The organism is Metabacillus crassostreae (genome assembly GCF_016908395.1).
GTDB classification, from domain to species: domain Bacteria; phylum Bacillota; class Bacilli; order Bacillales; family Bacillaceae; genus Metabacillus; species Metabacillus crassostreae.
The window spans coordinates 641,365-664,699 of sequence record NZ_JAFBDU010000001.1; the positions used below are offsets into that span (position 1 = coordinate 641,365).

At 32.3% G+C, this 23,335-nt stretch carries 27 protein-coding genes and 1 riboswitch; of the genes, 22 read left to right on the forward strand and 5 right to left on the reverse strand.

Going from position 1 to position 23,335, the window contains the following annotated elements; genetic code table 11:
• The first annotated feature begins 55 nt into the window (after positions 1-55).
• The 7 genes from JOC75_RS03605 (at position 56) to JOC75_RS03635 (ending at position 7,205) form a co-directional block, all read left to right on the forward strand.
• Positions 56-739, forward strand: a complete 684-nt coding sequence (locus JOC75_RS03605; protein WP_204952735.1) for an ABC transporter ATP-binding protein — start codon at positions 56-58, stop codon at positions 737-739.
• A complete protein-coding gene (locus JOC75_RS03610) occupies positions 736-3,333 on the forward strand; it encodes an ABC transporter permease (RefSeq protein ID WP_204952736.1) in 2,598 nt (865 codons plus the stop codon). Before JOC75_RS03605 ends, JOC75_RS03610 begins: the two co-directional genes overlap by 4 nt.
• Positions 3,334-3,584: 251 nt before the next feature.
• Positions 3,585-4,598, forward strand: coding sequence for a hypothetical protein (locus tag JOC75_RS03615; RefSeq protein ID WP_204952737.1), 1,014 nt, complete (start codon positions 3,585-3,587; stop codon positions 4,596-4,598).
• Complete coding sequence (locus JOC75_RS03620; RefSeq protein ID WP_204952738.1) at positions 4,588-4,746, forward strand: hypothetical protein; 159 nt, start codon at positions 4,588-4,590, stop codon at positions 4,744-4,746. Before JOC75_RS03615 ends, JOC75_RS03620 begins: the two co-directional genes overlap by 11 nt.
• An 81-nt stretch (positions 4,747-4,827) precedes the next feature.
• Positions 4,828-5,040: a hypothetical protein gene (locus tag JOC75_RS03625; RefSeq protein WP_204952739.1), complete on the forward strand. Its 213-nt coding sequence runs from the start codon at positions 4,828-4,830 to the stop codon at positions 5,038-5,040.
• A gap of 426 nt (positions 5,041-5,466) precedes the next feature.
• Positions 5,467-6,480, forward strand: a complete 1,014-nt coding sequence (locus JOC75_RS03630) for a macro domain-containing protein (protein WP_204952740.1) — start codon at positions 5,467-5,469, stop codon at positions 6,478-6,480.
• 80 nt (positions 6,481-6,560) lie between these two features.
• Positions 6,561-7,205 (forward strand): vWA domain-containing protein, encoded by a 645-nt coding sequence (locus JOC75_RS03635; RefSeq protein WP_204952741.1) that lies wholly within the window; start codon positions 6,561-6,563, stop codon positions 7,203-7,205.
• A 99-nt stretch (positions 7,206-7,304) separates the two neighbouring features.
• Here JOC75_RS03635 and JOC75_RS03640 read toward each other — a convergent pair whose 3' ends face one another.
• The gene (locus JOC75_RS03640; protein WP_204952742.1) at positions 7,305-7,844 is read right to left on the reverse strand and encodes a CBO0543 family protein; all 540 of its coding nucleotides are present in this window, start codon (positions 7,842-7,844) and stop codon (positions 7,305-7,307) included.
• 279 nt (positions 7,845-8,123) lie between these two features.
• On the opposite strand from JOC75_RS03640, the gene JOC75_RS03645 reads away from it, so the two are divergent.
• The 4 genes from JOC75_RS03645 to JOC75_RS03660 all read left to right on the forward strand — a co-directional run bounded on the left by JOC75_RS03645 (position 8,124) and on the right by JOC75_RS03660 (position 10,111).
• Positions 8,124-8,699 (forward strand): CBO0543 family protein, encoded by a 576-nt coding sequence (locus tag JOC75_RS03645; RefSeq protein ID WP_204952743.1) that lies wholly within the window; start codon positions 8,124-8,126, stop codon positions 8,697-8,699.
• A gap of 377 nt (positions 8,700-9,076) precedes the next feature.
• Positions 9,077-9,397: a helix-turn-helix transcriptional regulator gene (locus JOC75_RS03650; RefSeq protein ID WP_204952744.1), complete on the forward strand. Its 321-nt coding sequence runs from the start codon at positions 9,077-9,079 to the stop codon at positions 9,395-9,397.
• Between the two features lie 52 nt (positions 9,398-9,449).
• A complete protein-coding gene (locus tag JOC75_RS03655; protein WP_204952745.1) occupies positions 9,450-9,806 on the forward strand; it encodes a DUF1048 domain-containing protein in 357 nt (118 codons plus the stop codon).
• Positions 9,803-10,111: a DUF1048 domain-containing protein gene (locus JOC75_RS03660; protein WP_204952746.1), complete on the forward strand. Its 309-nt coding sequence runs from the start codon at positions 9,803-9,805 to the stop codon at positions 10,109-10,111. Before JOC75_RS03655 ends, JOC75_RS03660 begins: the two co-directional genes overlap by 4 nt.
• A gap of 196 nt (positions 10,112-10,307) precedes the next feature.
• Here JOC75_RS03660 and JOC75_RS03665 read toward each other — a convergent pair whose 3' ends face one another.
• Positions 10,308-10,640, reverse strand: a complete 333-nt coding sequence (locus JOC75_RS03665; RefSeq protein WP_204952747.1) for a hypothetical protein — start codon at positions 10,638-10,640, stop codon at positions 10,308-10,310.
• Between the two features lie 51 nt (positions 10,641-10,691).
• A riboswitch (cyclic di-GMP riboswitch) is annotated at positions 10,692-10,776 on the reverse strand.
• A 155-nt stretch (positions 10,777-10,931) separates the two neighbouring features.
• Here JOC75_RS03665 and JOC75_RS03670 point away from each other — a divergent pair.
• Complete coding sequence (locus JOC75_RS03670) at positions 10,932-11,912, forward strand: DUF3231 family protein (RefSeq protein WP_204952748.1); 981 nt, start codon at positions 10,932-10,934, stop codon at positions 11,910-11,912.
• A gap of 106 nt (positions 11,913-12,018) precedes the next feature.
• Here JOC75_RS03670 and JOC75_RS03675 read toward each other — a convergent pair whose 3' ends face one another.
• Positions 12,019-13,524: a methyl-accepting chemotaxis protein gene (locus tag JOC75_RS03675; RefSeq protein WP_204952749.1), complete on the reverse strand. Its 1,506-nt coding sequence runs from the start codon at positions 13,522-13,524 to the stop codon at positions 12,019-12,021.
• A 403-nt stretch (positions 13,525-13,927) separates the two neighbouring features.
• Here JOC75_RS03675 and JOC75_RS03680 point away from each other — a divergent pair, with 403 nt between their 5' ends.
• The 3 genes from JOC75_RS03680 to JOC75_RS03690 are packed head-to-tail and all read left to right on the forward strand — an operon-like array spanning position 13,928 to position 17,014.
• Positions 13,928-14,515 carry a hypothetical protein gene (locus JOC75_RS03680; protein ID WP_204952750.1) on the forward strand — a complete coding sequence of 196 codons (588 nt, stop codon included), beginning with the start codon at positions 13,928-13,930 and terminating at the stop codon, positions 14,513-14,515.
• Positions 14,516-14,525: 10 nt separating this feature from the next.
• Positions 14,526-16,676 carry a DUF6792 domain-containing protein gene (locus tag JOC75_RS03685; protein ID WP_204952751.1) on the forward strand — a complete coding sequence of 717 codons (2,151 nt, stop codon included), beginning with the start codon at positions 14,526-14,528 and terminating at the stop codon, positions 16,674-16,676.
• Positions 16,677-16,681: 5 nt separating this feature from the next.
• Positions 16,682-17,014, forward strand: coding sequence for a hypothetical protein (locus JOC75_RS03690; protein WP_204952752.1), 333 nt, complete (start codon positions 16,682-16,684; stop codon positions 17,012-17,014).
• Between the two features lie 131 nt (positions 17,015-17,145).
• Here JOC75_RS03690 and JOC75_RS03695 read toward each other — a convergent pair whose 3' ends face one another.
• The gene (locus JOC75_RS03695; RefSeq protein WP_204952753.1) at positions 17,146-17,343 is read right to left on the reverse strand and encodes a hypothetical protein; all 198 of its coding nucleotides are present in this window, start codon (positions 17,341-17,343) and stop codon (positions 17,146-17,148) included.
• 196 nt (positions 17,344-17,539) lie between these two features.
• On the opposite strand from JOC75_RS03695, the gene JOC75_RS23830 reads away from it, so the two are divergent.
• The 5 genes from JOC75_RS23830 to JOC75_RS03710 all read left to right on the forward strand — a co-directional run bounded on the left by JOC75_RS23830 (position 17,540) and on the right by JOC75_RS03710 (position 22,133).
• On the forward strand, positions 17,540-17,650 hold the full coding sequence (locus JOC75_RS23830; protein WP_275580264.1) for a putative holin-like toxin: 111 nt from the start codon (positions 17,540-17,542) through the stop codon (positions 17,648-17,650).
• 406 nt (positions 17,651-18,056) lie between these two features.
• Complete coding sequence (locus tag JOC75_RS03700) at positions 18,057-18,257, forward strand: hypothetical protein (protein ID WP_204952754.1); 201 nt, start codon at positions 18,057-18,059, stop codon at positions 18,255-18,257.
• 266 nt (positions 18,258-18,523) lie between these two features.
• Positions 18,524-18,763 (forward strand): hypothetical protein, encoded by a 240-nt coding sequence (locus JOC75_RS03705; RefSeq protein WP_204952755.1) that lies wholly within the window; start codon positions 18,524-18,526, stop codon positions 18,761-18,763.
• Positions 18,764-18,911: 148 nt separating this feature from the next.
• Entirely contained in the window at positions 18,912-18,995 is an 84-nt protein-coding gene (locus tag JOC75_RS24340) for a putative holin-like toxin (protein ID WP_226669857.1), read from the forward strand.
• Positions 18,996-19,322: 327 nt separating this feature from the next.
• Positions 19,323-22,133, forward strand: coding sequence for a DEAD/DEAH box helicase (locus tag JOC75_RS03710; protein WP_204952756.1), 2,811 nt, complete (start codon positions 19,323-19,325; stop codon positions 22,131-22,133).
• Between the two features lie 41 nt (positions 22,134-22,174).
• Here the strand turns inward: JOC75_RS03710 and JOC75_RS03715 are convergent, their stop codons facing one another.
• Positions 22,175-22,567: a (deoxy)nucleoside triphosphate pyrophosphohydrolase gene (locus JOC75_RS03715; protein WP_204952757.1), complete on the reverse strand. Its 393-nt coding sequence runs from the start codon at positions 22,565-22,567 to the stop codon at positions 22,175-22,177.
• Positions 22,568-22,735: 168 nt separating this feature from the next.
• Between JOC75_RS03715 and JOC75_RS03720 the strand changes: the two genes are divergently transcribed.
• Positions 22,736-23,059, forward strand: coding sequence for a nucleoside triphosphate pyrophosphohydrolase (locus tag JOC75_RS03720; protein WP_204952758.1), 324 nt, complete (start codon positions 22,736-22,738; stop codon positions 23,057-23,059).
• Positions 23,060-23,128: 69 nt separating this feature from the next.
• Positions 23,129-23,332, forward strand: a complete 204-nt coding sequence (locus JOC75_RS03725; RefSeq protein WP_204952759.1) for a hypothetical protein — start codon at positions 23,129-23,131, stop codon at positions 23,330-23,332.
• The last annotated feature ends 3 nt before the right edge of the window (positions 23,333-23,335 follow it).

Genomic DNA, 23,335 nt, shown 5'->3' on the forward strand with positions numbered 1-23,335 from the left:
GTCATTTTAGGCAGATATACTAACAGTAGAATGAAAAACATGGAGGAATTTATCGATGAATATTTTACAAATTGAAAATCTGTCTAAAGTATATGGCAAAGGGGAAACAGCGGTAAAAGCACTTGATAATGTATCATTTTCAGTGAAAAAGGGAGAGTTTGTCGCGATTATTGGGCCATCAGGATCAGGAAAGTCTACTCTACTTCATCTACTTGGAGGTGTTGACCGACCAACTAGCGGAAAGGTATTAATTGATAATACAGATATTTACAAGCTGAATGAAACTCAGTTAGCTATTTTCAGAAGAAGACAAATCGGACTTATTTATCAGTTTTATAATTTGATTCCAATATTAACAGTGGAAGAGAATATTACCCTGCCAATGCTGCTTGATGAGCACAAGGTAGAGCCCGAACATTTGAAAAACATTATTAGAACCTTAGGTTTAGAAAAGCGGACAAATCATTTACCAAATCAGCTTTCAGGTGGTCAGCAGCAAAGGGTTTCAATAGGACGTGCTTTAATCAGTAATCCCGCCATTATGTTAGCAGATGAACCGACTGGAAATTTAGATAGTAAAAACAGTGATGAAATACTTGAACTTTTAAAAATGTTTAATAAAACGTATAACCAAACATTAATTGTGATTACTCATGATGAACGGATTGCACTGCAAGCTGATCGCGTTATTTCAATTGAAGATGGAAGGATTGCCAAGGATGAGGTGATTCGTTCATGAACATAATCAACAAATTAACAATACGTCATCTTAAGGAAAATAAACGGAGAACACTTGTAACCATTATTGGTGTGATCATTTCTGTTGCGATGATCACAGCCGTTGCCACTCTTGGTGTATCGTTTTTAAACTTAATGATTCGCGAAGATATCTCACAAAATGGTGAATGGCATGTTAATTATAAAAATGTGAATGCTGAGCAAATTGAAGCAATCGAACGTGATAAAGCAACCGAAAAGGTCATGCTAAGTAGAGACTTGGGTTATGCACACCTACCAAATTCTAAAAATCTAAATAAGCCCTATTTATTTGTAAAGGAATATGATCCAACAGCATTTGAACAGTTTCCCATTGAGTTATCAGAAGGACGTTTACCACAAGCTGAAAACGAAGTGATCATTTCTGAGGAAATTGAAAATAATGCAGGCGTTAAGTATAAAGTTGGTGATCAGCTTACACTTGATATAGGAAACCGTGTTGGTAACGGTGGAGAAGCAGGACTTGATCAAACGAATGGATTGATTAAGAATGAGGATGGGGTAGCGGAAGAACTCAAGATAACGTCAACAAAAACCCTTACGATCGTTGGTACAATAAAACGTCCACCATGGGAATATTCATGGGCACCTGGCTACACAATTATAAGCTATATTGATAAAAGCTTAGTAAGTAATGCTGAAAAAGCAAATGCAATTGTTGTATTAAAGAAGGTTAAGGGCTCAATCTTTGAATCTACAAAAGAATTTGCTGAAAAACAGAACATAGAATCAATTGGGTATAATACCGAATTACTTCGTTACTATGGAGTAACGAAAAACGATAATTTACGAGTGACATTATTCTCACTTTTAGGAATAATTATGGCTGTTATTATTGTTGGTTCTGTAGCGTTAATTTATAATGCATTTGCAATTAGTGTGTCAGAACGTTCTAGACATTTAGGGATGCTTGCGAGTGTTGGTGCTACTAAAAAACAAAAGAGAAATTCTGTCTTTTTTGAAGGTGTAGTTATTGGTGCTATAAGTATTCCTATTGGTTTGATTTCAGGGATTGGTGGTATAGCTGTTACATTCTCCTTTATTAACTCTTATTTATCGGGAGCACTAAATATAGATGAAAAATTACAGGTAATTGTCACACCTGGTTCGATACTTGTTGCATCTGTTGTTTCCGTTGTAACTATTTTTATCTCAACTTTTTATCCAGCAAAAAAAGCTTCAAAGGTGTCAGCAATTGATGCTCTTCGTCAAACACAGGATATAAAATTAACAGGTAAAGCAGTGAAAACGTCAAGATTTGTACGCAAATTATTCGGTATCGAAGCTGAAATAGGTCTTAAGAACTTAAAAAGAAACAAGCGAAGATATCAAGCAACCGTTTTTTCTTTGGTTATTAGCATTGTCCTTTTCTTAGCTGTATCATTTTTCACAGAAAATATTAAGAAATCACTAGATCTTTCTCAAGGTGATATTACCTCTGATATCCAAGTCTATGGCTATGGATCAGAAAATGGTTTAAAGGAGCTAGAACCACTAACAAAGGTTGATTATGTAACAGAATCGGTAATGGTTAATGAAGTACTTGTAAATGCAATGGTTGATTTAGATATCGCTTCAAACGAAATCCTTGAACTAGTGAAAGAGGATGATTCAGCTCTTATTGATGGGAAATATCCTTATTTCGCATCAATATATGGATTGGATAAAGACAGTTTTCGAGAATACGCAACTAGTATTGGTGCAGATAGTGAGAAATTAGAACAATCTAAACAAAACAGTGCAATTATTATTGAGGAGATAAAATACGAAGACGCTGAATCTGGTAAAGTTATTGAAACAAAAACAATTAATGCTGATATCGGTCAAAAGCTAGATTTATTTGCTATAAATTATGCAGACACAGAAGATCGAGAGTTTTTAAATAGTGTTGAGATTGCTGCGTTAACGAATCAAGCTCCAATCGGAATACAGAAAGCTAGTTTAGGTGGAATTACTATTATTGTCCCACAAGAAACATTGAACAAACTTGTTGGTTCAAATAAACAAACGCTTAGTGAAATGCAACCAATTTTGTTTATGAATTCCTCTGATCCGCTGGGAACTCAAAAAGTATTGGATGAAATGAATTTGTCTAATGTGGATATTTTTAATGTACATGAAAGAAGGCAAGAACAAGAACAAATGGTCCTTCTGTTGTCAGTCTTCACATACGGATTTATTACGTTGATTTCGTTAATTTCAATTGCGAATATCTTTAATACCATTTCTACAAGCATATCGCTACGTAAACGTGAGTTTGCTATGCTTCGTTCAGTAGGTATGACACCAAAAGGCTTTAACAAGATGATTAATTACGAAAGTATATTTTATGGAATAAAATCGTTAACCTATGGACTTCCAATTAGCGGTATTATCATGTATTTAATGTATTTAGGATTAAAACAAACCTTCGAATACGGCTTTGTTGTGCCATGGCTGAGTGTAGCTTTCTCAATTGTGATCATATTCATTATCGTTGGACTCGCAATGTTTTACTCTATTTCAAAAATCAAAAAAGACAATATTATTGATGGATTGAAGCAGGAGAGTATCTGATGAGAAAAAGTCAGGGTTTCTATTAGGAATATTGAAAAGGTACCTACCTCTGGATATTGAGGATAGGTCCTTTTTTTTGATTCATGTAGAATAAATAATATATGAATAATCTATTATAGAATGCTTGAGTCAATTTATTACTTGAAGATAACCTTTTAACTATGTTCATCATTTAGCGGAAATCAGAATGGGAATAATTGTTATCTAACAACTATTATATGCTAATATAGTAGAGAAAGGGTGATGACATAGTGAAATATGTTTATCTGATTATAAGTTTAGTCTTTATACTAATTTTTGATTTATGGGTAGAAAATTCGAATCAGGCACAACTATTTTATGAAAACTGGTTAGAGCCATTTATTGATGAACGTAAAATATCAATAATCTGGTTATTATTGCCTTTAGTATTCTTTGTGATATTGTTTAGATTTGCTCTCAATAAAAAAGAAGAGGAGATCATTGATTTAAGGGCAAAATTGGAATCTGAAATGGAAATTTTGGTTTATGCAAATACAGAATTAAGTAGTTATCGTTTGCAAGACAATTTATCAAAATTATTAGATCAATTTGTAAAGAGACACCCATATGTAATTGCTGTACAGTTATATCATTTTTCTGAACAAAATTTAAACCGAAATACAATTTTTAAATTGAATTTTGTTGATGGAACAGTTGTAGAAGATGTAAATATAAATGCAATTCATCAGTTGTACTATAAATCTAGGACTAGGTTCGTAAGAGAATTTAGGGACGCGAAAAAAATGTTATTAGAAGAAGATGATCCAAATGCACTTTTAAATTTTATAATAGATACATATAGTATGTTAAGTGAAAAATCAAGATCCTCTATGAATGAAGAAGATGCCTGCTTATGTTCATTAATGGTACTTGGACTTGAAATACTAGAAAGGGATTACCAATTAGGAATCGAATCATTAGGAAATGGAGAAGAAAAGTTTGATTCTCTTTTAAACGATTATCGAACAGGCCTGTTAAGAGGAGCTTTAATGAACGATTCGTTATATACGTTTACACATACTAGAGATAATGAAAAACTAAATAGACAATATCTAACTAGATTGGTAAAGGTTAGAAATGAAGAAACTTTGTTCTTAATAGCTTTAGATTCTAGTGTTCTAGATGATAGGGAGTATGATAACATAATGGTTAGTATAGGTAAGGGCTTTGAGAGTCTTTTAATTGATTTAGAAAAAGTATATAATAGAACTATAGAAAAGGTAGGCGATTCGAATGGGAACTAAAAATAAGCATGAAAGTAAACAAACAGAGGTAATGAGTCGTTTACAAAGTGCAGGTATTAAAGTGTTGCCAGGAAAAAAATCACCTAAGAACGGAAAGTATTCTGGAATTGTTGGAAGTGAAAGAAAAAAACGCGTTCTAAATGTTTAAAAAAAGACCTAAAACGGTCTTTTTTTTTTTGGAATAACATAACTATACATTGGGAATACAAATGAATGAGGTGTTCTAACAATGTATGACAAGATGAATAGAAGCGAATTGTTTCAGAGTGAGCAACAAAAGATTATTAAAAGACTAGATGAGGTTGGGATAAAAGTCTCAATGGGGAAAAGGATACCTAGAGGTGGAAGCTATTCAGGCTTAATAGGGGATAAAGTAAAAGCTATTCATATAAATTCATCTGGAGTTTACAATTATTATAAACAAAATGCGCAGGATTTCTAATAATCCAAAGCAACCTTATATATAAAATGTGATTACCTAAAGAATATTATATGAAATTCAAGAAACAGTAAAACTAGCAATGAGAATTTGCGAGTTTTGTGTTCTCAATCAAATCACTTAGAAACAAAAGTAACCCACCCTAGAGCTTAATAACGGCGATAGGTGGGTTATTTTATTACACCGTAATACCCCCTTTTGATACTGCTATGTGTGGCTGTTTAAGTGTTGTAGCAGCTTTTCAATGATAATCAAAGATTCAATGTTAAAAAATAATGTAAGACAAATCTAATAATATCCGTATTTATTTGTTTTGCTAAGGTTCTCTTATCGAAAGCCACTGTTTAATTAAAGGGAAAAACATGTTCGAAATAGAAATAATTATATATAGCTAGAAAAGCAACCCATTAAGAAAGGGTGATCATAGTCATGCCACTAGAAATTGTGCGCAACGATCTTACGAAGATGAAGGTGGATGCAATTGTAAATGCTGCAAATACGGAATTAACAATGGGTGGAGGTGTTTGTGGTGCTATTTTTCAAGCAGCTGGTGTTAATGAGCTGAAACGTGCTTGTGATGAAATTGGTGGATGCTCGGTAGGACAAGCTGTTATTACAGAAGGCTTTAATTTGTTTGCAAAATATATCATTCATACACCAGGACCAATATGGAAGGATGGCGCTCATCATGAAGCTGACCATTTGCAGAATTCATATTATTATTCTCTTGAGCTAGCTAAAAAATATAAATGTGAGTCAGTAGCTTTCCCACTCATTTCGACAGGTATTTATGGTTATCCAAAAGAAGAGGCATTGCAAATTGCTGTTTCCTCAATTAGCAAATTTATATTACAACATGACATGCTTGTTTATCTTGTTGTTTTTGATAAAGAGGCATTTAGTTTAAGTCAAAAGCTAGTGACATCTATTAATGAATACATAGATGAAAATTATGTTGAGGAAGCAGAGCTCCAATTTAATCGCCGACTTAAACAATTTTCAATGGAACAATTGCAGGAGTCAAAGAGTATCTCGGATGATTATCTTGAAAAACAAAATGAGCCAATACTAGAAAATAGTTTAGTAGATTTAATGGAGGAGCTTGATGAATCATTTTCAGAACGACTGCTTCGTCTTATTGATGAAAGAGGAATGACAGATGTTGATACCTATAAAAGGGCAAATATTGATCGCCGTTTGTTTTCAAAAATACGAAATACGCCTGAATATTCACCAAAAAAGAAAACAGCCATTGCCTTAGCTATAGCTTTAGAAATGTCTAAAGAAGAAACAAATGAATTGCTATCTGCAGCAGGGTATACGTTATCACGAAGTAGTAAATTTGATGTGATCATTGAATTCTTTATTGAACATGGCAAGTACGATATTCACGAAATAAATGAGGTTCTCTTTTTATATGATCAACCTTTATTAGGTGCTTAAAATGTCGCTTTCTAGGCGACCTTTTCTTTTTCCATTCTTGGTATTCTACATTAAGAAAAATAAAGTGGGAGATGACAAGAATGAAGAAAGATGTAACAGAAATTGTCTTTATTTTAGACAAAAGCGGTTCAATGGCTGGGCTTGAAACAGACACAATTGGTGGCATGAATTCAATGTTAAACAAGCAAAAAAAAGCTGAGGGAGAAGCATTTGTCACAACTGTATTATTCAACCATCATATTGAAATTGTACATGACCGTATCAACGTAAGAGGTATTTCTCCATTGACAGAATGTGATTATGAAGTTGGAGGAACAACTGCATTATTAGATGCAATCGGTTTTTCCATCCAAAAAATCGCAAATGTACAAAAATACACAAAAGAAGATGAAAGAGCCAATAAGGTACTATTTGTCATTACAACTGATGGAATGGAAAATGCTTGTCGTGAATTTACTTCTGAAAAGATCAAGGAAATGATACAACACCAAAAAGAGAGATATGAATGGGATTTCATCTTTTTAGGAGCAAATATTGATGCGATCGCAACTGCTGCTTCGTTTGGAATTGATGAAGACTTTGCAGTTGAGTATCATGCTGACAACATTGGCACTCAATTAAATTATCAAACAGTTAGCGAAGCCGTCGTAAAGCTTAGAAGTGGAGAAAAAATTGATCGAAGCTGGAAAAGAGGGATTGAACGTGATTATCAGCATCGATCATAAAAAGAACTAAACTGTTTTCTATAGTAAGTCTTGTAAAATGCTAAGTTGTGTATCCAAACTAAAGGCAAGTCCAAAGAACGTCTAAACCTTTGATTGGTATTAGACGTTTTTAAATTTTAAAAAGTCAATAATTAATTTGCTAATAATTGTAATTGCTAAAAGACTGACAAACGAAAGAATAGAATTCCAGTTTTTTTCTATATAAATCTCAACAAATTTCATAAGTGGTAATGCAATAAACGAAACAAGACTCGCAAAAATGATGATAGAGACTAAAAAAGATTTCCAAGGTTCATACCTTGCGTATAAGACACCAAAACCAATAGGGATTATAAAAAGATTTGCCGGTAACATTGTTGGTATAATAGGCTCTAATTGAATTCGATAATCATACCAATCTAGGGCTGTAGCAACATCATCTAAATTTTTATTGATTATATACACAATACCTATAAAGGCAACAGTTGAAAGTGCTTTTTCTTTCTTTACAAAGACAAATAATAAGATAAGGAATACAAAACAAATTACAACTAACATCCACCACTGCCAGGTAAATAAAGTATGCTCTCTCCATAGCTCTATTCTCAAATCAGTTAATTGATTACTAAGCTTATCAATTTCTTTTCCTAATTCGTCCATAAAATTCACCACCTACTAAAGTAGAATGTTCAAAAGAAATAATTTTATGTGAATAAAGATGCAAATTTATAGTCGTAATTCTATGACATATAATTATTAATCATACAATAAGAGGTTGCATAATATTGCGCTAATTTAATATAAAGAACAACTATTGATTTGGTACTTAATTCAAGAGATAGAAAGATTTATTCCTCTTACATAAATAAAACTGTCATTATAATGTTAACTGGTTTTACCTATACTACAAGAAAAGAACCTAGGAGTGAATCTGTCTTGATGACAAAAGAGCAAGGAGAAAGACTGGAGGAAATTTTGAATTTACAAGAGAAGATTGTTTCCTTGTGGTTAGATTATTGGAAGGACTATTCACATTTCGGTACAGGGCAATTCTGGGTCATTATTCTAATTCTTATTGTACCTCTTGTTACTATATACTTTAAGATCGATAGAACAAAGGTTTTCCTTATTGGATTTTATGGATTTAACATACACACTTGGTTCACCTATTCAGATGCCATTGCAATGAGAACAGGCTATGTATATTATCCATTTCAGGCTATACCTATTATGCCAGTTAATTTTGCGCTTGATGCTTCTCTTGTTCCAGTCACCTTTATGTTGGTGTATCAATGGTGTATTAATAATAATAAGAATGTATTTCTCTATGGTATATTAACAAGTGCTTTTTTCTCGTTTTTATTCAAACCTGTTATGGCAGCATGGAAATTAATTCAATTAGATAATGGAATGAACTACTTTTATCTTTTTCTTAATTATCTAGCCATCTTAGTGATGGCAATTACTATAACTAAGGTTTTTATTTATTTAAAACACCATCCCAGAAATAAATAGCTTACCTAAGAATCAGCACTATAGTTATTTGAAAATCTAAATGAGGGTGTTATCAATTGTGTTTATATGCAAAAAGACTTGGATTAATTATTTTAGCGTTTAAATAATTAATCCTATAAAAAATAGCTGTGAATAAACTAATGCAGATGTTAGATTGATCCTTGATCTGAGTAGGACTCTAAAAATTTCACAGGTAGTAAGAAACTCTATATAAGAAAAAATACGTCAGCTACATACTAGTTAAATTTCTATAATTGAAAATTTCACTCTTTACAACTTACGCTATTAAGTGTTACTATATACCAGTAGTAAGTGACACTGAATATATGTAGTACAAACTACTGAAAAAGATAATAAATTAGAATTGAGTGATTAATGTGGAAAATATTACAGAAATGCTAAAAGGTGTACTTGAGGGGTGTGTACTTGAGATTATCAGCCGTGGAGAAACTTACGGTTATGAAATTACACAAAAGCTGCGAGAACTTGGCTTTACTGATGTGGTTGAAGGTACAGTTTATACGATCACCATAAGGTTAGAAAAAAACAATCTGGTAAACATCGAGAAAAAGAAATCCACTGTAGGACCACCGAGAAAATTTTATACACTTAATGCTGCAGGGAAAGAACAACTTGAAATTTTTTGGTCTAAATGGAACTTTGTCTCAAGCAAACTAAACGAATTAAAAGCAAAATAATGCTTTTAGTGAAATGATTCGGCAAGCACTTAATTTGAAGGAGGAAACTACAATGAACTTTTTAGATAAGATAACCGGCAACGATATGAAGAAAGAAATGAAAGAATTTGAAGCAAGAGCAAAAGTCTTACCAGCTGAATTTCAGGCTGCTTGGAAAGAGATCACAAGCAATCTATGGATGTATAGTGATTTCACAGCTCGTAATTTGATGCCGATACTTGACAGTGCACTTGAACTGCTTGAAGTGACATCAGCAGACTGCCAAAGTGTCGAAGAAGTACTAGGGAATGATATCAAAGGTTTCTGTGCAGCGCTTGTTGGTGATGAAGGCGGAAAAACTTATAGAGATAAATGGCGAAACCAGCTTAATAAGAACATAGCACGAAAATTGGGAGGGGATCTGAAATGAGTATCAAAAAAATCATAGAAGGTAAAAAAGAATGGAGAGCCCATGTTTCAAGTGTTAAAGCACTTCCACAAGATTACCAAATTGTTTATAAAGAGATCCAAAAATATCTCTATAAAGTCGGACCAGTTGAATTACACGAAGGAATCGGACCGCTCTCAGAAATTCTTAGCTTCTTTGAAGAAGGAGTAGCTGCTGGGAAAGGTGTGCTTGAAGTGACAGGAACTGATGTTGCTGCTTTCTGTGATGATCTAATTGAAGGCTCAAAAACTTACGCTGATCTTTATCAAGAATCGATTAAAAGTTAGAAATTCGCAGTATTTAAGGGTAAAAGTCTATTGGGCTTTTGCGTAAAAATTAAAACAAACTAATTCAAAAACGTCTAAAACCCATTGGAGATTTAGACGTTTTTTAACACATAGTGAATGTACTAAGGAATAAATATAATATTATAGAAGCAAAGACCTTTTTATAGATAAAAATCAGATTATGGATATATCATTACTATAAAATTGCTTTCATATTTGTTTTCTTACTAAGATTGTCTAAGTCAGCTTTTGCTTTGTGGTAGTCTACTGAAAGATGTACCATAAAGTTAATAACATCATCATACTCTCCGCGTTTACGAAGTTCATAGAAAACAATAGGCATTTCGTGTTTTATAATTGTAATAAATGATGATAAACAAAGTTCAGAATTGCTATTGTTATTATTCATTCTTAGAAACTGTTTTAAAAAACTCACGAAATAAAACGTTGAATTCTTGTTATCTGAGTATTTAGTTAACAATTGATTGAACTTTTTTATTGCTAATTGAATTTCATTATTAGTGCTCATCTTTATCTCCCCTCTATTTAAATAAAAGGGGCTACCAGTAATATATAAACTCTTGGCAACCCGACTGTCATAGTACTGTGACTTTAGACTCGTAGCTTTGCGTCCTCACCTTTCAGTAAGTTTGCCTTTAACATCTATATAATTAATTTTAAAGACTTTTCTACTATATTTCAACAAATTTCTACAAAGTATTCGATGAAACTTTATGAATAATGAATCATTGTAATTTTGGATAAAAATAGTAGTTAATTCAAAAGATATAGGAAGAAATAATGTTTAGGAGGACATGAATTGACTACTATACATCTATCAGCAACAGAAAAAGGCTTTTTATGGACTAATTATATGGTCGATAGTATGGCTATGTGCTGTATCGAGTATTTCATAGAAAAATGTGAAGATCCAGAAATACAGGAAGTTTTACATTTTGCACTTGAGTTATCTACGCTTCATATTAAGCTGATTTCTAAAATGTTCATTAAAGAAAACCATCCAGTTCCTATTGGATTTACAAAAGGAGATGTTAATTTATCTGCTCCAAGATTATTTTCTGATGAATTTGTTTTGTTTTATACACATCAGTTGGCAAACTTAGGGTTGTCGTTCTATTCTAAAGCACTTAGTATGGTTGCTCGTAAGGATGTTCATGGTTTTTATAAAGAGTGTATAAGCTCTTCTACAGAATTGAATACAAAAACGAAGGAATTATTGCTAAAAAAAGGTTTGTATGTAAGACCACCTTATATAGCAGATCCGTCCCAAGCAGAAATGATAAGTAAAAAGAGCTATCTAAAAGGGTTTATTGGTGAAAAACGACCTTTAACTTCATTAGAAATATCTAATTTATTTTTTAACATACAAAACATTGAAGTGACGAAAACACTGTTAATTGGTTTTGTACAAGTAGCTGACACAAAAGATGTAAAAGACTTCTTAGCAAGAGGGAAGGAAATTAGCACAAAAACATTGAAAGAATTACAGTCTTTTTTAGAAGCTGACGATTTATCAAGCGCCACTCCATGGTACACATATGTATCAGATTCTACAGTGTCTCCATTCTCAGACAAACTAATAATGTTCCATGCCTCTATTTTATCAGGTGGTGGAATTGAACAGTATGGGTTTAGTTTAGCGACAATCATGCGTAGAGATGTTGGGGCTAAATATGCAAAGCTTCTTTCAGAAATGATGACTGTTGCTGATGATGGTATGAATTTAATGATTAAACACAACTGGATGGAGCAACCTCCAATGGCAACCGAACATAAATAAGAATTTTAGAAAAAGGTTGATCTAGCTGAAATTCTAGGGTCAAATAATTGTAAGCATTTGAAAAAGACAAGTTAATAACAACTTGTCTTTAAAATTTATTCTGTACTTACTCCTTATGATGACCATTCGTTAACTCATTCAAGCTTTCAATCATCTTTTCCAAATCAGCAAAGCTATGGCTAATGGCACCAATTCGCTCAGTTTGCATATCTAGTGAAGCGGTCATTTCTTCTATTGAAGCAGAAGACTGTTCTGTTACACTTGAAATCGTTTCGATTTTTTGTCCGATTGATTGTGAGTTTGTTTCTAAATCTTTTAGCATAGATTGAATATTTGTTGCTTTATTTAGAACGTTTAACATGTTGTCATTAATTGAGTGGAAATACATAGTAGAGTTCTCAGCTGATTTTTGACTAATTTCAATAGCCATTTTGCCGCTATTTATTTGAGTAGAAACAGCTTGTGTTTGATCCTTAATATCATTTAATATTGTTGAAATTTCTGTTGCTGAGGAGCTTGCATGTCCTGCTAATTTTCGCACTTCTCCTGCCACAACCGCAAAACTTTTTCCTTGCTCTCCAGCTCTTGCTGCTTCAATTGCAGCATTAAGTGATAATAAATTTGTTTGCGTTGCGATCTCCTCAATAGCCTTTAATATTCCACTGATTTGGTCATTTTTTCCCTCTAAGGATTTCATTAATTCATCTGTTTGAACTTGGGCTTGTGATACTTGCTCAAGATTTAATACTAATTCCTTCATCGTTTCGTTCGCTTTTTCTGATACATCAGATGTTGACAATGATATTTCCTTAAGATCCAAAGAGGTCTCCGAAACAGCTACAATAAAGTTATTCGTGTCAGAGACTTTTTCATTTATATCCAACATTCCAGAAGCTTGTGATTCAGTACCTTTTGAAATTTCATTAAATCCTAGTGAAATTTCTTTAGAGATTGTCCCAGCTTCTTCGACATTTTTCGTTAATTTCTTCCCGAAAACCTCAATAGAGTTAACTGATTTCGAGATTTCTTCAAGTAGATCTGTTACTTTATCTTGATTTTTGTTAACATCTGCGAGCATTCGTTTTCCCATTAAGGTAATACAGTAGCAAGTAACTCCTAACATTGTTAAAACAACATATATAACAATATGATCCATGACTAAATTCTTGGCAAAGTAAGGATTAAAAATAAGATGAGCTGTATAAACAATGTACGAATAAATTGTCGCGTAAATCATGACTTTAGAATTCAGATAGATTAATGAGATTAATAGATATAAAGGAATGGCTCCCCAAATTTCATAAGATGGGATAAACCACATAAAAACAAAAATGATAAAAAAAGATAAAGCAGATAATAAATATTTACCTTTGGATGAGGTATGAAACTTTTTGTATGTTAAATAAAGTCCACCAATTAAGAAAGGAACAACAATACATACAAAAAGAAATGTTTTGAAAGGCACAATCTTAAAAATACTTAAAGCTAATATGATTGGAATACATGAACCTAATAACCCAGGTATCGCGATGGTAAGGAGCTTTGAACTTAATTTTTCATAATCTGAAGCCATTACTGGTTTTTCTAATGTGTGATGTCTTGATGATTGCATATTTATGATGATTCCTCCTGTGTCTATTTTCCTGTTCCTATCATACCAAATTACTAGGTTGAATTGTATTAAAAATTAATCTAATAGACTTAGGGGGAAATGATGCGGTCAAATCCAAATCATTACATTAAAAAGATAATTTAATAATGTTTGAAAACAAAACAAGTGGTTGATGCTTGTAAATCATTTCTCTAGTCAAAAGGACACAGATGTGAAGCTTGATACCTATATCCAACATAGTAAATAACTCCTCTCTTTACTAAAAACCAAATTTAACGTTGTATCTAACTGGAAATATATGATAATAATGGAGTGTTAAAGGAAATCGAAAGGGGTCACACTCATGCGTCCATGGTTAATTTATGCCCTTATATGCACTCTGATCTTTACAGGAGGATGTAGTATGAAAAAAGAAGTGGATTCGGAGGAATTGCCAAATACAGCTGCGTTTCAGGATGATTTTACTAAGAGCTTGTTAGATTCAACTGAGGAAGTGGAAGAAGGCTATTATTTATTCAACTCGAAAACAGGTGGATATTCTATGCTTTGGCCTAAAAATGCGGTAACAGATGGCCCGCCGTTTTATCAAAAAACAAAAGATAGCTTTGAAAAGATTATTTTTTATGACAGAAACGAAGAGAAAAATTATAGATACTCTTTTAGTACAACATATTCTACTTATGGTGAAAGTGTAATTGATTCCAGCCTTGGCATTTTAAGTGATTCAGTTGGTTACGATGGAGAATATGAAAAAATAGAAACAGATAAAACTCATATATATTATGCGAAATCAGAAGAACCATTAGAACATTCAACCGCCTATCTTTATTTTGGTTATATTTTATCGAAAGAAAGTCAGAAAGGTTTAGAATATGTATTTACAGCCCAATGTCTTGATAAGTCAAAGACTAATTGTGATATTAATATTAAAAAAGAAGAGGAAAAAGCATTACATTATATGAAAAAAGTAAAATTCAATATCGATGAATAGAGGTGAAAAAATGAGTAATGCAGAAATACTAAATACTGAGATTCTTAAAGCAAGAATTATGAATTTAGAATATGAAAATCTTAAAGAAATGGAAATAGAAAGTGAAATAAAACGAATTTATTATGAAGAAATTGGAAATGAGTTAATTAGTGATATTACTGTTTATCGTTCTGATGATATTCTAAAAGAGCATAGAAAAACCAGTATTGATAGTGGCTTTGATGGGACTATTATTCACTTCCAAAGTGAAGATAAGAAGCTTAATCAGTCAATTACGATAACTCGGGGAAGTGAGCTAGGTGAAAAGGATACTTGGAGGCCTATTGATTGGAGTTATAATTTGATTGGTATATACGTTGGAGGAACAGATAATCAATTTCAAGATGCAAAATTATTTGATGATGAAGTACAAAGGATTATTCAAAATAAAAATAAGGAATTTAATTTACCTAGTATTGAGAAATATGGTTACGGTCATTCTTTAGGAGGTAATAATATAACGGTTTTACAATTGATGTCGAGTAATAAAAATAATTTAAGATTTAAAGATGTATATGCTATAAATGATGCAGCACCAACGGCTTATCAACTTTCAGTAATAGACAATATCTTTAGATTGAAAATTAATGATAAATTCCAAATAAAGACTGACCAAGACATCTACAAAATCCCACCAGAGGAACTCAAAGCCTTCACCGAAGAATACTACAAAAACAAAATCGACGAAACAACTATCCATCATCTCACATCAGAAGAAGATATGCTGTACGGAGCTAGTAGCATCAGGGGATTCCTTGAAATAGGTAGCCGTGATGATTTTCTTGATACAGATCCACGTTATGCTGGCATTCGCGAGTTAGTGGATAAAATCCCCGATCAAGAATTGCGAACAATACAAATGTTTCTTTCAAATTTTTCTACAGCGTATAATGAAGATGGATTTGATGGGTTTATGAAAACTCTTACTGGTTTCAACCCGGCAGTTCTTGATTCGGCTCTTTCAAAATGGGATGAGTTTTCTGAAACCATTAAAAGTATTGAAGATTCGGTTGATGGGTTTGAGAAACCATTTACAGAATTGAAGAATGCTGATTCAATTTGGTCTTTTGCAAAGGAAACAATATCACTTCCATTTGATTTATTTGGCGCGAATCTGAATTTTCAAAAAGAGCTGGTAGCAGGTTATTCTCAGACTATTGCAAACTTAACAGTATTAATAGTTGAAGCAGTTCCGACAATTGTTGCTATGGCTAATAAAATACCGGAGCTAATTAGAGCTGTGAAGGTTTTATATAAAAACCTTGATCCGATTCTCCAAGCTTTAGTAGATGTTGATTTTATAAGTCAGGTTGAAAAAGATAAGATCATTTCTAATATAAAAGAAATTGAAACAAGTTTAGTAGAGATCCAAACAACTATTGATAAATTACTAGATCCATCACAAAATCTATCCCTTTCACTTACTTTAAATACAATGAATCCAGAAGAACAACTAAAGGGTATTGCCGAGTTTATAGCTTCATTACAAACAATCAAGGATGAGGTAAGTGATATAAAAGAAGCATTTGAAGGGTTAAAGAATGTAGATACTAGTTTCTTGAAAAACTTTAGTGTGAGTGCCCATGCACATGGACTTGAAGCTGTGATCAATACACTTGCAAAGGATAAAAATATTAGCTATGTTCACAACGATATGTACATGTCACCTGCTGGTAAGGGGGAGATAAAAGTTAATATTTCCTCATCGGTTCGCATTTATCAAAAAGGTCTCGCAATCTCTCAGGAAAAAGAAAGCAATGTGAATAGATTGAAGGCTTTTTTTGACAGTGACTATGTTGATGATTACCAAGAAAGAAAACAAAGAATCATGTCAAAAATACATACAATGGAATCGAACCCTACTCAATATTCTTATCTTTTATCACAATCTCTTTGGTATCCAGTTGGTGGCTATTACAAACTAACGAATATCAATGTGAATGAACACCTTCCACCATTGCCAGCATCATACCACCAATCGTTCTCACAAATGATTGGTACCATTCAAGGCGAAATTGAAAAAGAGAAATTGCTCGTGAAAAAAATTAGAGATTCAATTGAAGATTTGTTTTCAGAAGAAGAAAAAATAGCGAAGATGTTTGATTATCACTATGGGAGGTGAGAAATATGGGTTCTTTTACAATAAAACATCATTTTGCAGATTCAAAGGAATTAAGCTATAAAGCCACTCCACTAAAAAACGCAATAGAAGAAATACGAGACTTAGGGACTGAATTTACCACTTTCATGAAAAAAGAAATGGAAAACGAAAACGGAGAATTGGTAGAAACCATCAATCAAGAAATCATCGATCAACACCGCAATCATAACCTCATTTTGGATTACTGTGAAGACACAATAACGAGTATGACTAACATCTACACTGATTATGTGAATGATATGAGAAAACAGGATGTTACACTTTATTATAAGTTTGTTTCTTATGTAGAAAGTTCATAATATGATTGAATTGATGTGGACTTACTTGGGTAGGTCCTTTTTATGTAAGTACAGATAGGCCATATTAATCTAAAAAGGGGAGAATGATGTTGATAAATGAAAGTCAGTTTTCGTATAAAAAACTTAGAACATCACTCACCATTTCCCTCTTTTTTAAATTGTATAAACGTGATCATCAATCCAGTAAAACCTACAGTAAAACTAGGAACAATACTCCATAAAAGATAACCCCATTGACCGGTAAACAATGATATAAATAAGAAAAGAACTGGAAAACCTATTAATACAACTAATGAAGCGATAAGTGCAATTTTCGTGTTTTTAGACATGTTACACCCCTTTGTAGAACTAATCAGTTTAATTTATTAACTATTTTGAAAAGTAGGATCAATTAAAAGAAAAATACAAGTTTCTATCTGACTGATAAGAACACACGTTCCATTTCGTGCTATAATAGCATGGCAACAGTTAGGGAAAAATCAAGGGTGGTCAGCATTACCCCAAAGGAAGGGGGTGGTGCTTATGATGACAGTATTTCAAACGTTAATGCAGATGATCGCATTCTCAAGTTTGGTGTTGTCAATCATATCTTTCAGAGACAAAAATAACCCACCCTTGAGCTTTAGCAGGCGATAGGTGAGTTATTTACGAATATTGCGCTGATCCCCTTGACGGGAACCTAGCTATTGTATGACTGTTTGGTGTTAGTGCACCAACAGTCTTTTTTAGTTTATGTTTTTTCTACTTCTATTATAACCAAAGATGTGTTGATTGAAAAGTGAAGAAAAAAGTAAGAACTGACTATATTAAATAGAAATAAGTGAGCTAAACATTAGTAACACCTGTTTAATAGATAATAGACGTAAAATAAATAGATATCATTGGAACTTAAATAGTGAATTATTCTTAGCATGTAACACAGCAGGTGTTAGTGAATATGGTCAAAATTCAGAACATGAGTATAGTATAATAAAAAGTAGGTATGGTTAAGGAATATTCAATGTTTCTCCTTTTAAAATATTTACGAAAATGAGGTGTTACTATGTACGAAGTAACTTGGTTGGCTTATGAAATATTTGAAGAACTAGGTAGGTATGAGCAAGTACATAAATCTCTACAATTTGATTCTCTTGAGGAAGCTAAAAATTTCTATAACAATCAGAAGGAAGATATTGATGTTGAACATATTAAATTAACAATTCTGCTAGAAGAATTTAGTAGAGCTCCTGAAGTTGTATTGTGATAGGAAGATAAGTTAATAATGTAGTATTTGCTAGTTTAGTGTTGTCAATGTCTCTTATAGGTCCAAAAAAAACTACCATTGAGCCCAGCAGCGAAATAGGGTGATTTATATGCTATAACGCTTATCAGCATAGAAGGAACTATGCTAATGTGTGACTATTTGGTGTTACAGCACCAAGCAGTCTTTTTTAGTTTATCTTTTTCTATTAGATAGATGCTTTAATTCTTTTTTTATACTTTGTGGAACTTTCTATATAAGGAGGATTTATGAAACGTTTTACAATTGTTATTCAAGGACAAAATTATGAACTCAATGTAGGGGATTATTACAAAATTCATTATTTTGATGATGATACTAGTTTTCAAGATTTAACTGTAAAAATTGAAGACACATATTGGAAAAATGAAGATGGCGAGAGTATGTTCTATATCTGGGTTCCAGATCAAAAAGAAGATTATTTGATTTCGGACAGAGAAATCAAATACATCAAAAAGGTTAATGAGTAGGTAGCTTAGACTTTAGTAAGATAATAAATTGTTTCTTATTCATAAAATAAGAACATACATTCTATTCTTGTGCTATATTATTGTTGCAATAGTTTGGAAACCCAAGGGTGGTCAGTGTTACCCCGTTAGATAGGGGGTGATGCTTATGATGACAGTATTTCAAACGTTAATGCTTATGATCGCATTTGCAAGTTTGGTGTTGTCAATCATATCTTTTAGAGACAAAAAATAACCCAACCTTGAGCCCAGCAGCGAAATAGATTACACCACAACTAGTACTCTGGTTATCAAAAAAGAAATACTGTAAAGATACGTTTGACATTAATTATCCTTTTTTGAAAAAGGTCGAGAACGATAAGTCAATTGGTGATCAACGAAAAATAAATGGTTATGATAGATATTGGAAAGATATCATAGTCATTAACAATGAAAGCTATTTAATGTGTAATGATTGGTATGAACGAAATAGAGTGAAGTTTACAAGATGGTCAAATAACATACATAATAATTAATGAGCACTAACTTAAATTTTTAATGAGCATATAGTTAGGAGTTAAATATGGATACAGATAAGAAATTAATCACGAATTCCGGTAACGGTAATTTATTGATAGAGCTGACTAAATCAATTAAAGAGTGCGACCGGTTTTATTTTAGTGTAGCATTTATCAATTATAGTGGCTTACAGCTATTACTAGATTCCTTAAAAGAAGCAGGCGAAAAAGGAGTAAAAGGTCAAATTCTTACTTCCACGTACTTGAATTTTACAGATGCAAAGGCATTGGAAAAGATTAAAGAGTTTTCGAATATCAATTTAAAGGTGTTTGTAACAGATAAAGAAATTGGTTTTCATACTAAGGTATATATTTTTGAATACCGTGATAGCTACAAAGTAATCATTGGGTCATCGAATATTACTCAAAGTGCTTTGAAAAGTAATATCGAGTGGAATTTGGAGATCGTTTCTAAAGAACAAGGTGGTTTTATTCAAAACATCTTAAAAGAATACAACCATTTATGGGATAGTAGTGAAATAGCGGATGATGACTTTATTACACGCTATAGAGAATTTTTACATACTATTAAGAGTCAACAAATAAGGCAGCAATTAATCTATGAAAATGCACCATATATTGTTCCAAATCGAATGCAAAGAAGAGCAATGGAGAATTTAGAGAGATTACGCAACTATGGTGAAAGTAAAGCTCTTGTTGTCTCAGCAACTGGAACAGGTAAAACATTTATGTCAGCATTTGATGTGAAAAGCTTTGAACCAAAAAGACTATTATTTATTGTACATAGAGAAGAAATCCTTAAAAAAGCAAAAGAAACATTTGAGACGCTTATTACAAATCGCGGTATTTCGTTTGGTTTACTAACAGGAAATCACAAAGAATCTAATGCAGATTATGTTTTTTCCACAATCCAAACGATGTCTCGTTATTATGAAGAATTTGATCGGAAAGAATTTGATTATATCATTTTCGATGAAGCTCATCATGCGACAAGTCCTACCTATCAGAATGTTATGGAGTATTTTCAACCGAAATTTACGTTAGGAATGACAGCTACACCTGAGCGAAGTGATTCTTACAATGTGTTTGATTTGTTTGACAATAATGTTGCATTAGAAGTGCGACTTCATGATGCGTTAGAAGATGATCTCGTCATACCTTTTCATTATTTTGGCATAACAGATGTTGAGGGAATTGATTTAAGTGATGTATCAATTGATGATATTGCTGAAGTAACTAAGAGGTTAAAAGTAAATGAGCGTGTTGACTTTATTATTGAAAAAATGAACTTTTATAGTCATGACGGAGAAAAGAGAAAATGCTTAGGGTTTTGTGCTAGTATCGATCATGCACAATATATGGCTGATGAATTTAACAAAAGAGGGTATAAAAGCATTTGTCTTAATGGAGGAAATTCAGTTGAAGAGCGAAGCAAATATATCAATCGTTTAGAAGATGATTACGATGAACTAGAATGTATTTTTACAGTGGATATTTTCAATGAAGGTGTAGATATTCCTTCTGTAAATTCTGTTCTCATGCTTCGACCAACAAATTCACCAATTATATTTATCCAGCAGCTAGGAAGAGGGTTACGAAAGCATGATAGTAAAAGCTTCTTAACTGTTTTAGACTTTATTGGTAATCATAGCAAAGTATTTCTTATTGCAATTGCACTAAATGGAAGTCGTTACTATGATAAAGAAAGCCTAAAAGTGGCGATTGCGACTGATTTTGCGAATATACCTGGTGCAACACATATTCAAATGGACAAAATAGCTCAGGAGCGAATATTAGAGCAAATTGATCAAGAAAACTTTAATTCAATGAAATATCTAAAAGAAGAATATTTCGAATTTAAAAAGCTGAATCAAGGCCGCATTCCACTGTACCTATTAGATTATCTAAAATTTGACGGTGCACCGGATCCGATTAAGTTTATTGAAAAAGAGAAATCTTATCTTTCATTCGTCGCAAAGGTAGAAAGAGACGATCATCTCAAGTCAATATTAATGGATGAACTCTTTGAAAACATTTTAAAGCAATTATCAAGCCATTTACCATTAAAAAGAGTGTACGATTTTATCATTATTAAATATTTACTAGAACATGAAGAAATAACGATTGATGCTGCAAAAACTGAAATTCTGAAATTAATCAAAGATGTTGATGATGACAGTATTCATCACTCTTTTGAATATTTAGATCAGCAATACTATGATACAACACAATTAAAAACGAAAGAAAAGCTTGTGAATTATCGTGATGGCAAATTAATCAAATCAGCCGCTTTCATTCAAGTGTTAGAAAATACAGAGTTCAAAAAGTATATTGAAGATGTACTTAATTATGGAATTTACCGTTATGAAAAAGAATATAAACACGAATATTACGGTGTTCCACACTTCAAGCTTTATGAACAATACCAAATGATTGACGCAGCATTATTATCAAATTACCGGAAAACTCATACTTCATTCAGAGGATCTGGAATTGTCGCGAATGACAACGATTATTTCCTATTTATTGATCTTCATAAAGAAGAAGACATCAAAGAAAGCATAAACTATCAAGATAAATTCCTAGATCAAAACTACTTTCAGTGGCAAACACAAAACAACACAAGCCAAACATCTGAAAGAGGAAAAAACATCATCTTTAACAAAGAACGTGGAGTTCATTTACATCTATTTGTAAGGAAATACAAAGAAATCGATGGCAAAACAGAGCCTTATATTTATATTGGAAAAGGTGATTCAGTAGAATATGAAGGAGAAAGACCAATCACAGTCAAATTGCGTCTAGAACATGAAATACCAGGTAATCTTTATACTGAATTTACAAAAAAAGTATAAGAAAAGAAAAAGTCCCCAAGATGAAAATGGGGACTTCTTTATTACTCACCAATAAGCTGCTCAACTGCTGGAATATCAGCTGGAGCCCATTTAAGTGAATCTAGATTTTCTCTTCTTAACCAAATTAATGTGGAATGCTCACTAGGAGTAGGAATTCCCTCAACAACTTTACACTTGATCGCGATTAAATTGATGATAAAAGAATCGTATTCATGCGTATGATCATTAAATAGATCCATTGTTTCAATTGTACAGTCTAGCTCTTCCTTGATCTCTCTAACCAACGCAGAATAAATATCTTCATTTTTCTCTACTTTCCCACCAGGAAATTCCCACATATTAGGAATAGCCATTTCCGGTGATCGTAAAGCACAAAGAACTTCATTTTGTTCATTTTCAATAATAGCTGCAACGACTTTTACTATTTTTTTCATAATATCCCCCGAATTAAAATTGATCTTTAAATATCATATCATTTTTTATTTTTATTAAAAAGGAAATATAGTATTGATAATTTAACTATAAGTAAGTGGAGGGAAATAACAGTTATTGTCGAATGGATAAGATGGAGAAAAAAATTAGTTATATAGGAAGTGTCAATTGTGCCTACTTATAATAAACTTGTACGAGACAAAATTCCAGCGATTATCGACCAGACAGGTAAAAAGTATGAAGTTAGAAAACTAAATAATGATGAATACATAATAGAATTAAAGAAAAAAGCATATGAAGAATTAACTGAATTTGTGGAAGCAAAGGATCGGGAAAGCTCTTTGGAAGAACTAGCGGAGTTACTAGAAGTGATTAATGCAGTAGCTGTGTATCATGGTTCAACTTTAGAAGAAATCAATTCAATTAGACAACAGAAAGAAGAAAAACGAGGTAGCTTTGGTGAGAAAGTTTTTTTAATTAACGTTGAAGACTAACTAGTTTTTACACTTATATGTTATAGACAACATTACATAATATTATTATTTTATAAGGACTGTTGCTACATGTTTTTTGGATCACCAATGGAATTCATATTAATACAAATTGACGACACGTTAATTCGACTGGACATACTATACTATATTGAACGAGAAGAATATGAAGTACATGGATCTATTAAGAACGAAAGAGGATTAATCGTTAGTGGTAAAGAAAAAGAAGAAGTTGTTAATCAAGCATTTAAAAATTTAAAAGATAAACTAGTATAAGAC

What these genes read in the sequence shown, in the direction of transcription:
- JOC75_RS03635 (WP_204952741.1), top strand. Translation starts at nt 6,561, where the DNA reads ATGAAGAAAGATGTAACAGAAATTGTCTTTATTTTAGACAAAAGCGGT.
- JOC75_RS03675 (WP_204952749.1), bottom strand. Translation starts at nt 13,524, where the DNA reads ATGCAATCATCAAGACATCACACATTAGAAAAACCAGTAATGGCTTCA.
- JOC75_RS03700 (WP_204952754.1), top strand. Translation starts at nt 18,057, where the DNA reads ATGTACGAAGTAACTTGGTTGGCTTATGAAATATTTGAAGAACTAGGT.
- JOC75_RS03705 (WP_204952755.1), top strand. Translation starts at nt 18,524, where the DNA reads ATGAAACGTTTTACAATTGTTATTCAAGGACAAAATTATGAACTCAAT.
- JOC75_RS03605 (WP_204952735.1), top strand. Translation starts at nt 56, where the DNA reads ATGAATATTTTACAAATTGAAAATCTGTCTAAAGTATATGGCAAAGGG.
- JOC75_RS03660 (WP_204952746.1), top strand. Translation starts at nt 9,803, where the DNA reads ATGAGTATCAAAAAAATCATAGAAGGTAAAAAAGAATGGAGAGCCCAT.
- JOC75_RS03655 (WP_204952745.1), top strand. Translation starts at nt 9,450, where the DNA reads ATGAACTTTTTAGATAAGATAACCGGCAACGATATGAAGAAAGAAATG.
- JOC75_RS03610 (WP_204952736.1), top strand. Translation starts at nt 736, where the DNA reads ATGAACATAATCAACAAATTAACAATACGTCATCTTAAGGAAAATAAA.
- JOC75_RS23830 (WP_275580264.1), top strand. Translation starts at nt 17,540, where the DNA reads ATGACAGTATTTCAAACGTTAATGCAGATGATCGCATTCTCAAGTTTG.
- JOC75_RS03620 (WP_204952738.1), top strand. Translation starts at nt 4,588, where the DNA reads ATGGGAACTAAAAATAAGCATGAAAGTAAACAAACAGAGGTAATGAGT.
- JOC75_RS03640 (WP_204952742.1), bottom strand. Translation starts at nt 7,844, where the DNA reads ATGGACGAATTAGGAAAAGAAATTGATAAGCTTAGTAATCAATTAACT.
- JOC75_RS03685 (WP_204952751.1), top strand. Translation starts at nt 14,526, where the DNA reads ATGAGTAATGCAGAAATACTAAATACTGAGATTCTTAAAGCAAGAATT.
- JOC75_RS03710 (WP_204952756.1), top strand. Translation starts at nt 19,323, where the DNA reads ATGGATACAGATAAGAAATTAATCACGAATTCCGGTAACGGTAATTTA.
- JOC75_RS03645 (WP_204952743.1), top strand. Translation starts at nt 8,124, where the DNA reads ATGACAAAAGAGCAAGGAGAAAGACTGGAGGAAATTTTGAATTTACAA.
- JOC75_RS03690 (WP_204952752.1), top strand. Translation starts at nt 16,682, where the DNA reads ATGGGTTCTTTTACAATAAAACATCATTTTGCAGATTCAAAGGAATTA.
- JOC75_RS03630 (WP_204952740.1), top strand. Translation starts at nt 5,467, where the DNA reads ATGCCACTAGAAATTGTGCGCAACGATCTTACGAAGATGAAGGTGGAT.
- JOC75_RS03625 (WP_204952739.1), top strand. Translation starts at nt 4,828, where the DNA reads ATGTATGACAAGATGAATAGAAGCGAATTGTTTCAGAGTGAGCAACAA.
- JOC75_RS24340 (WP_226669857.1), top strand. Translation starts at nt 18,912, where the DNA reads ATGACAGTATTTCAAACGTTAATGCTTATGATCGCATTTGCAAGTTTG.
- JOC75_RS03695 (WP_204952753.1), bottom strand. Translation starts at nt 17,343, where the DNA reads ATGTCTAAAAACACGAAAATTGCACTTATCGCTTCATTAGTTGTATTA.
- JOC75_RS03665 (WP_204952747.1), bottom strand. Translation starts at nt 10,640, where the DNA reads ATGAGCACTAATAATGAAATTCAATTAGCAATAAAAAAGTTCAATCAA.
- JOC75_RS03680 (WP_204952750.1), top strand. Translation starts at nt 13,928, where the DNA reads ATGAAAAAAGAAGTGGATTCGGAGGAATTGCCAAATACAGCTGCGTTT.
- JOC75_RS03715 (WP_204952757.1), bottom strand. Translation starts at nt 22,567, where the DNA reads ATGAAAAAAATAGTAAAAGTCGTTGCAGCTATTATTGAAAATGAACAA.
- JOC75_RS03725 (WP_204952759.1), top strand. Translation starts at nt 23,129, where the DNA reads ATGTTTTTTGGATCACCAATGGAATTCATATTAATACAAATTGACGAC.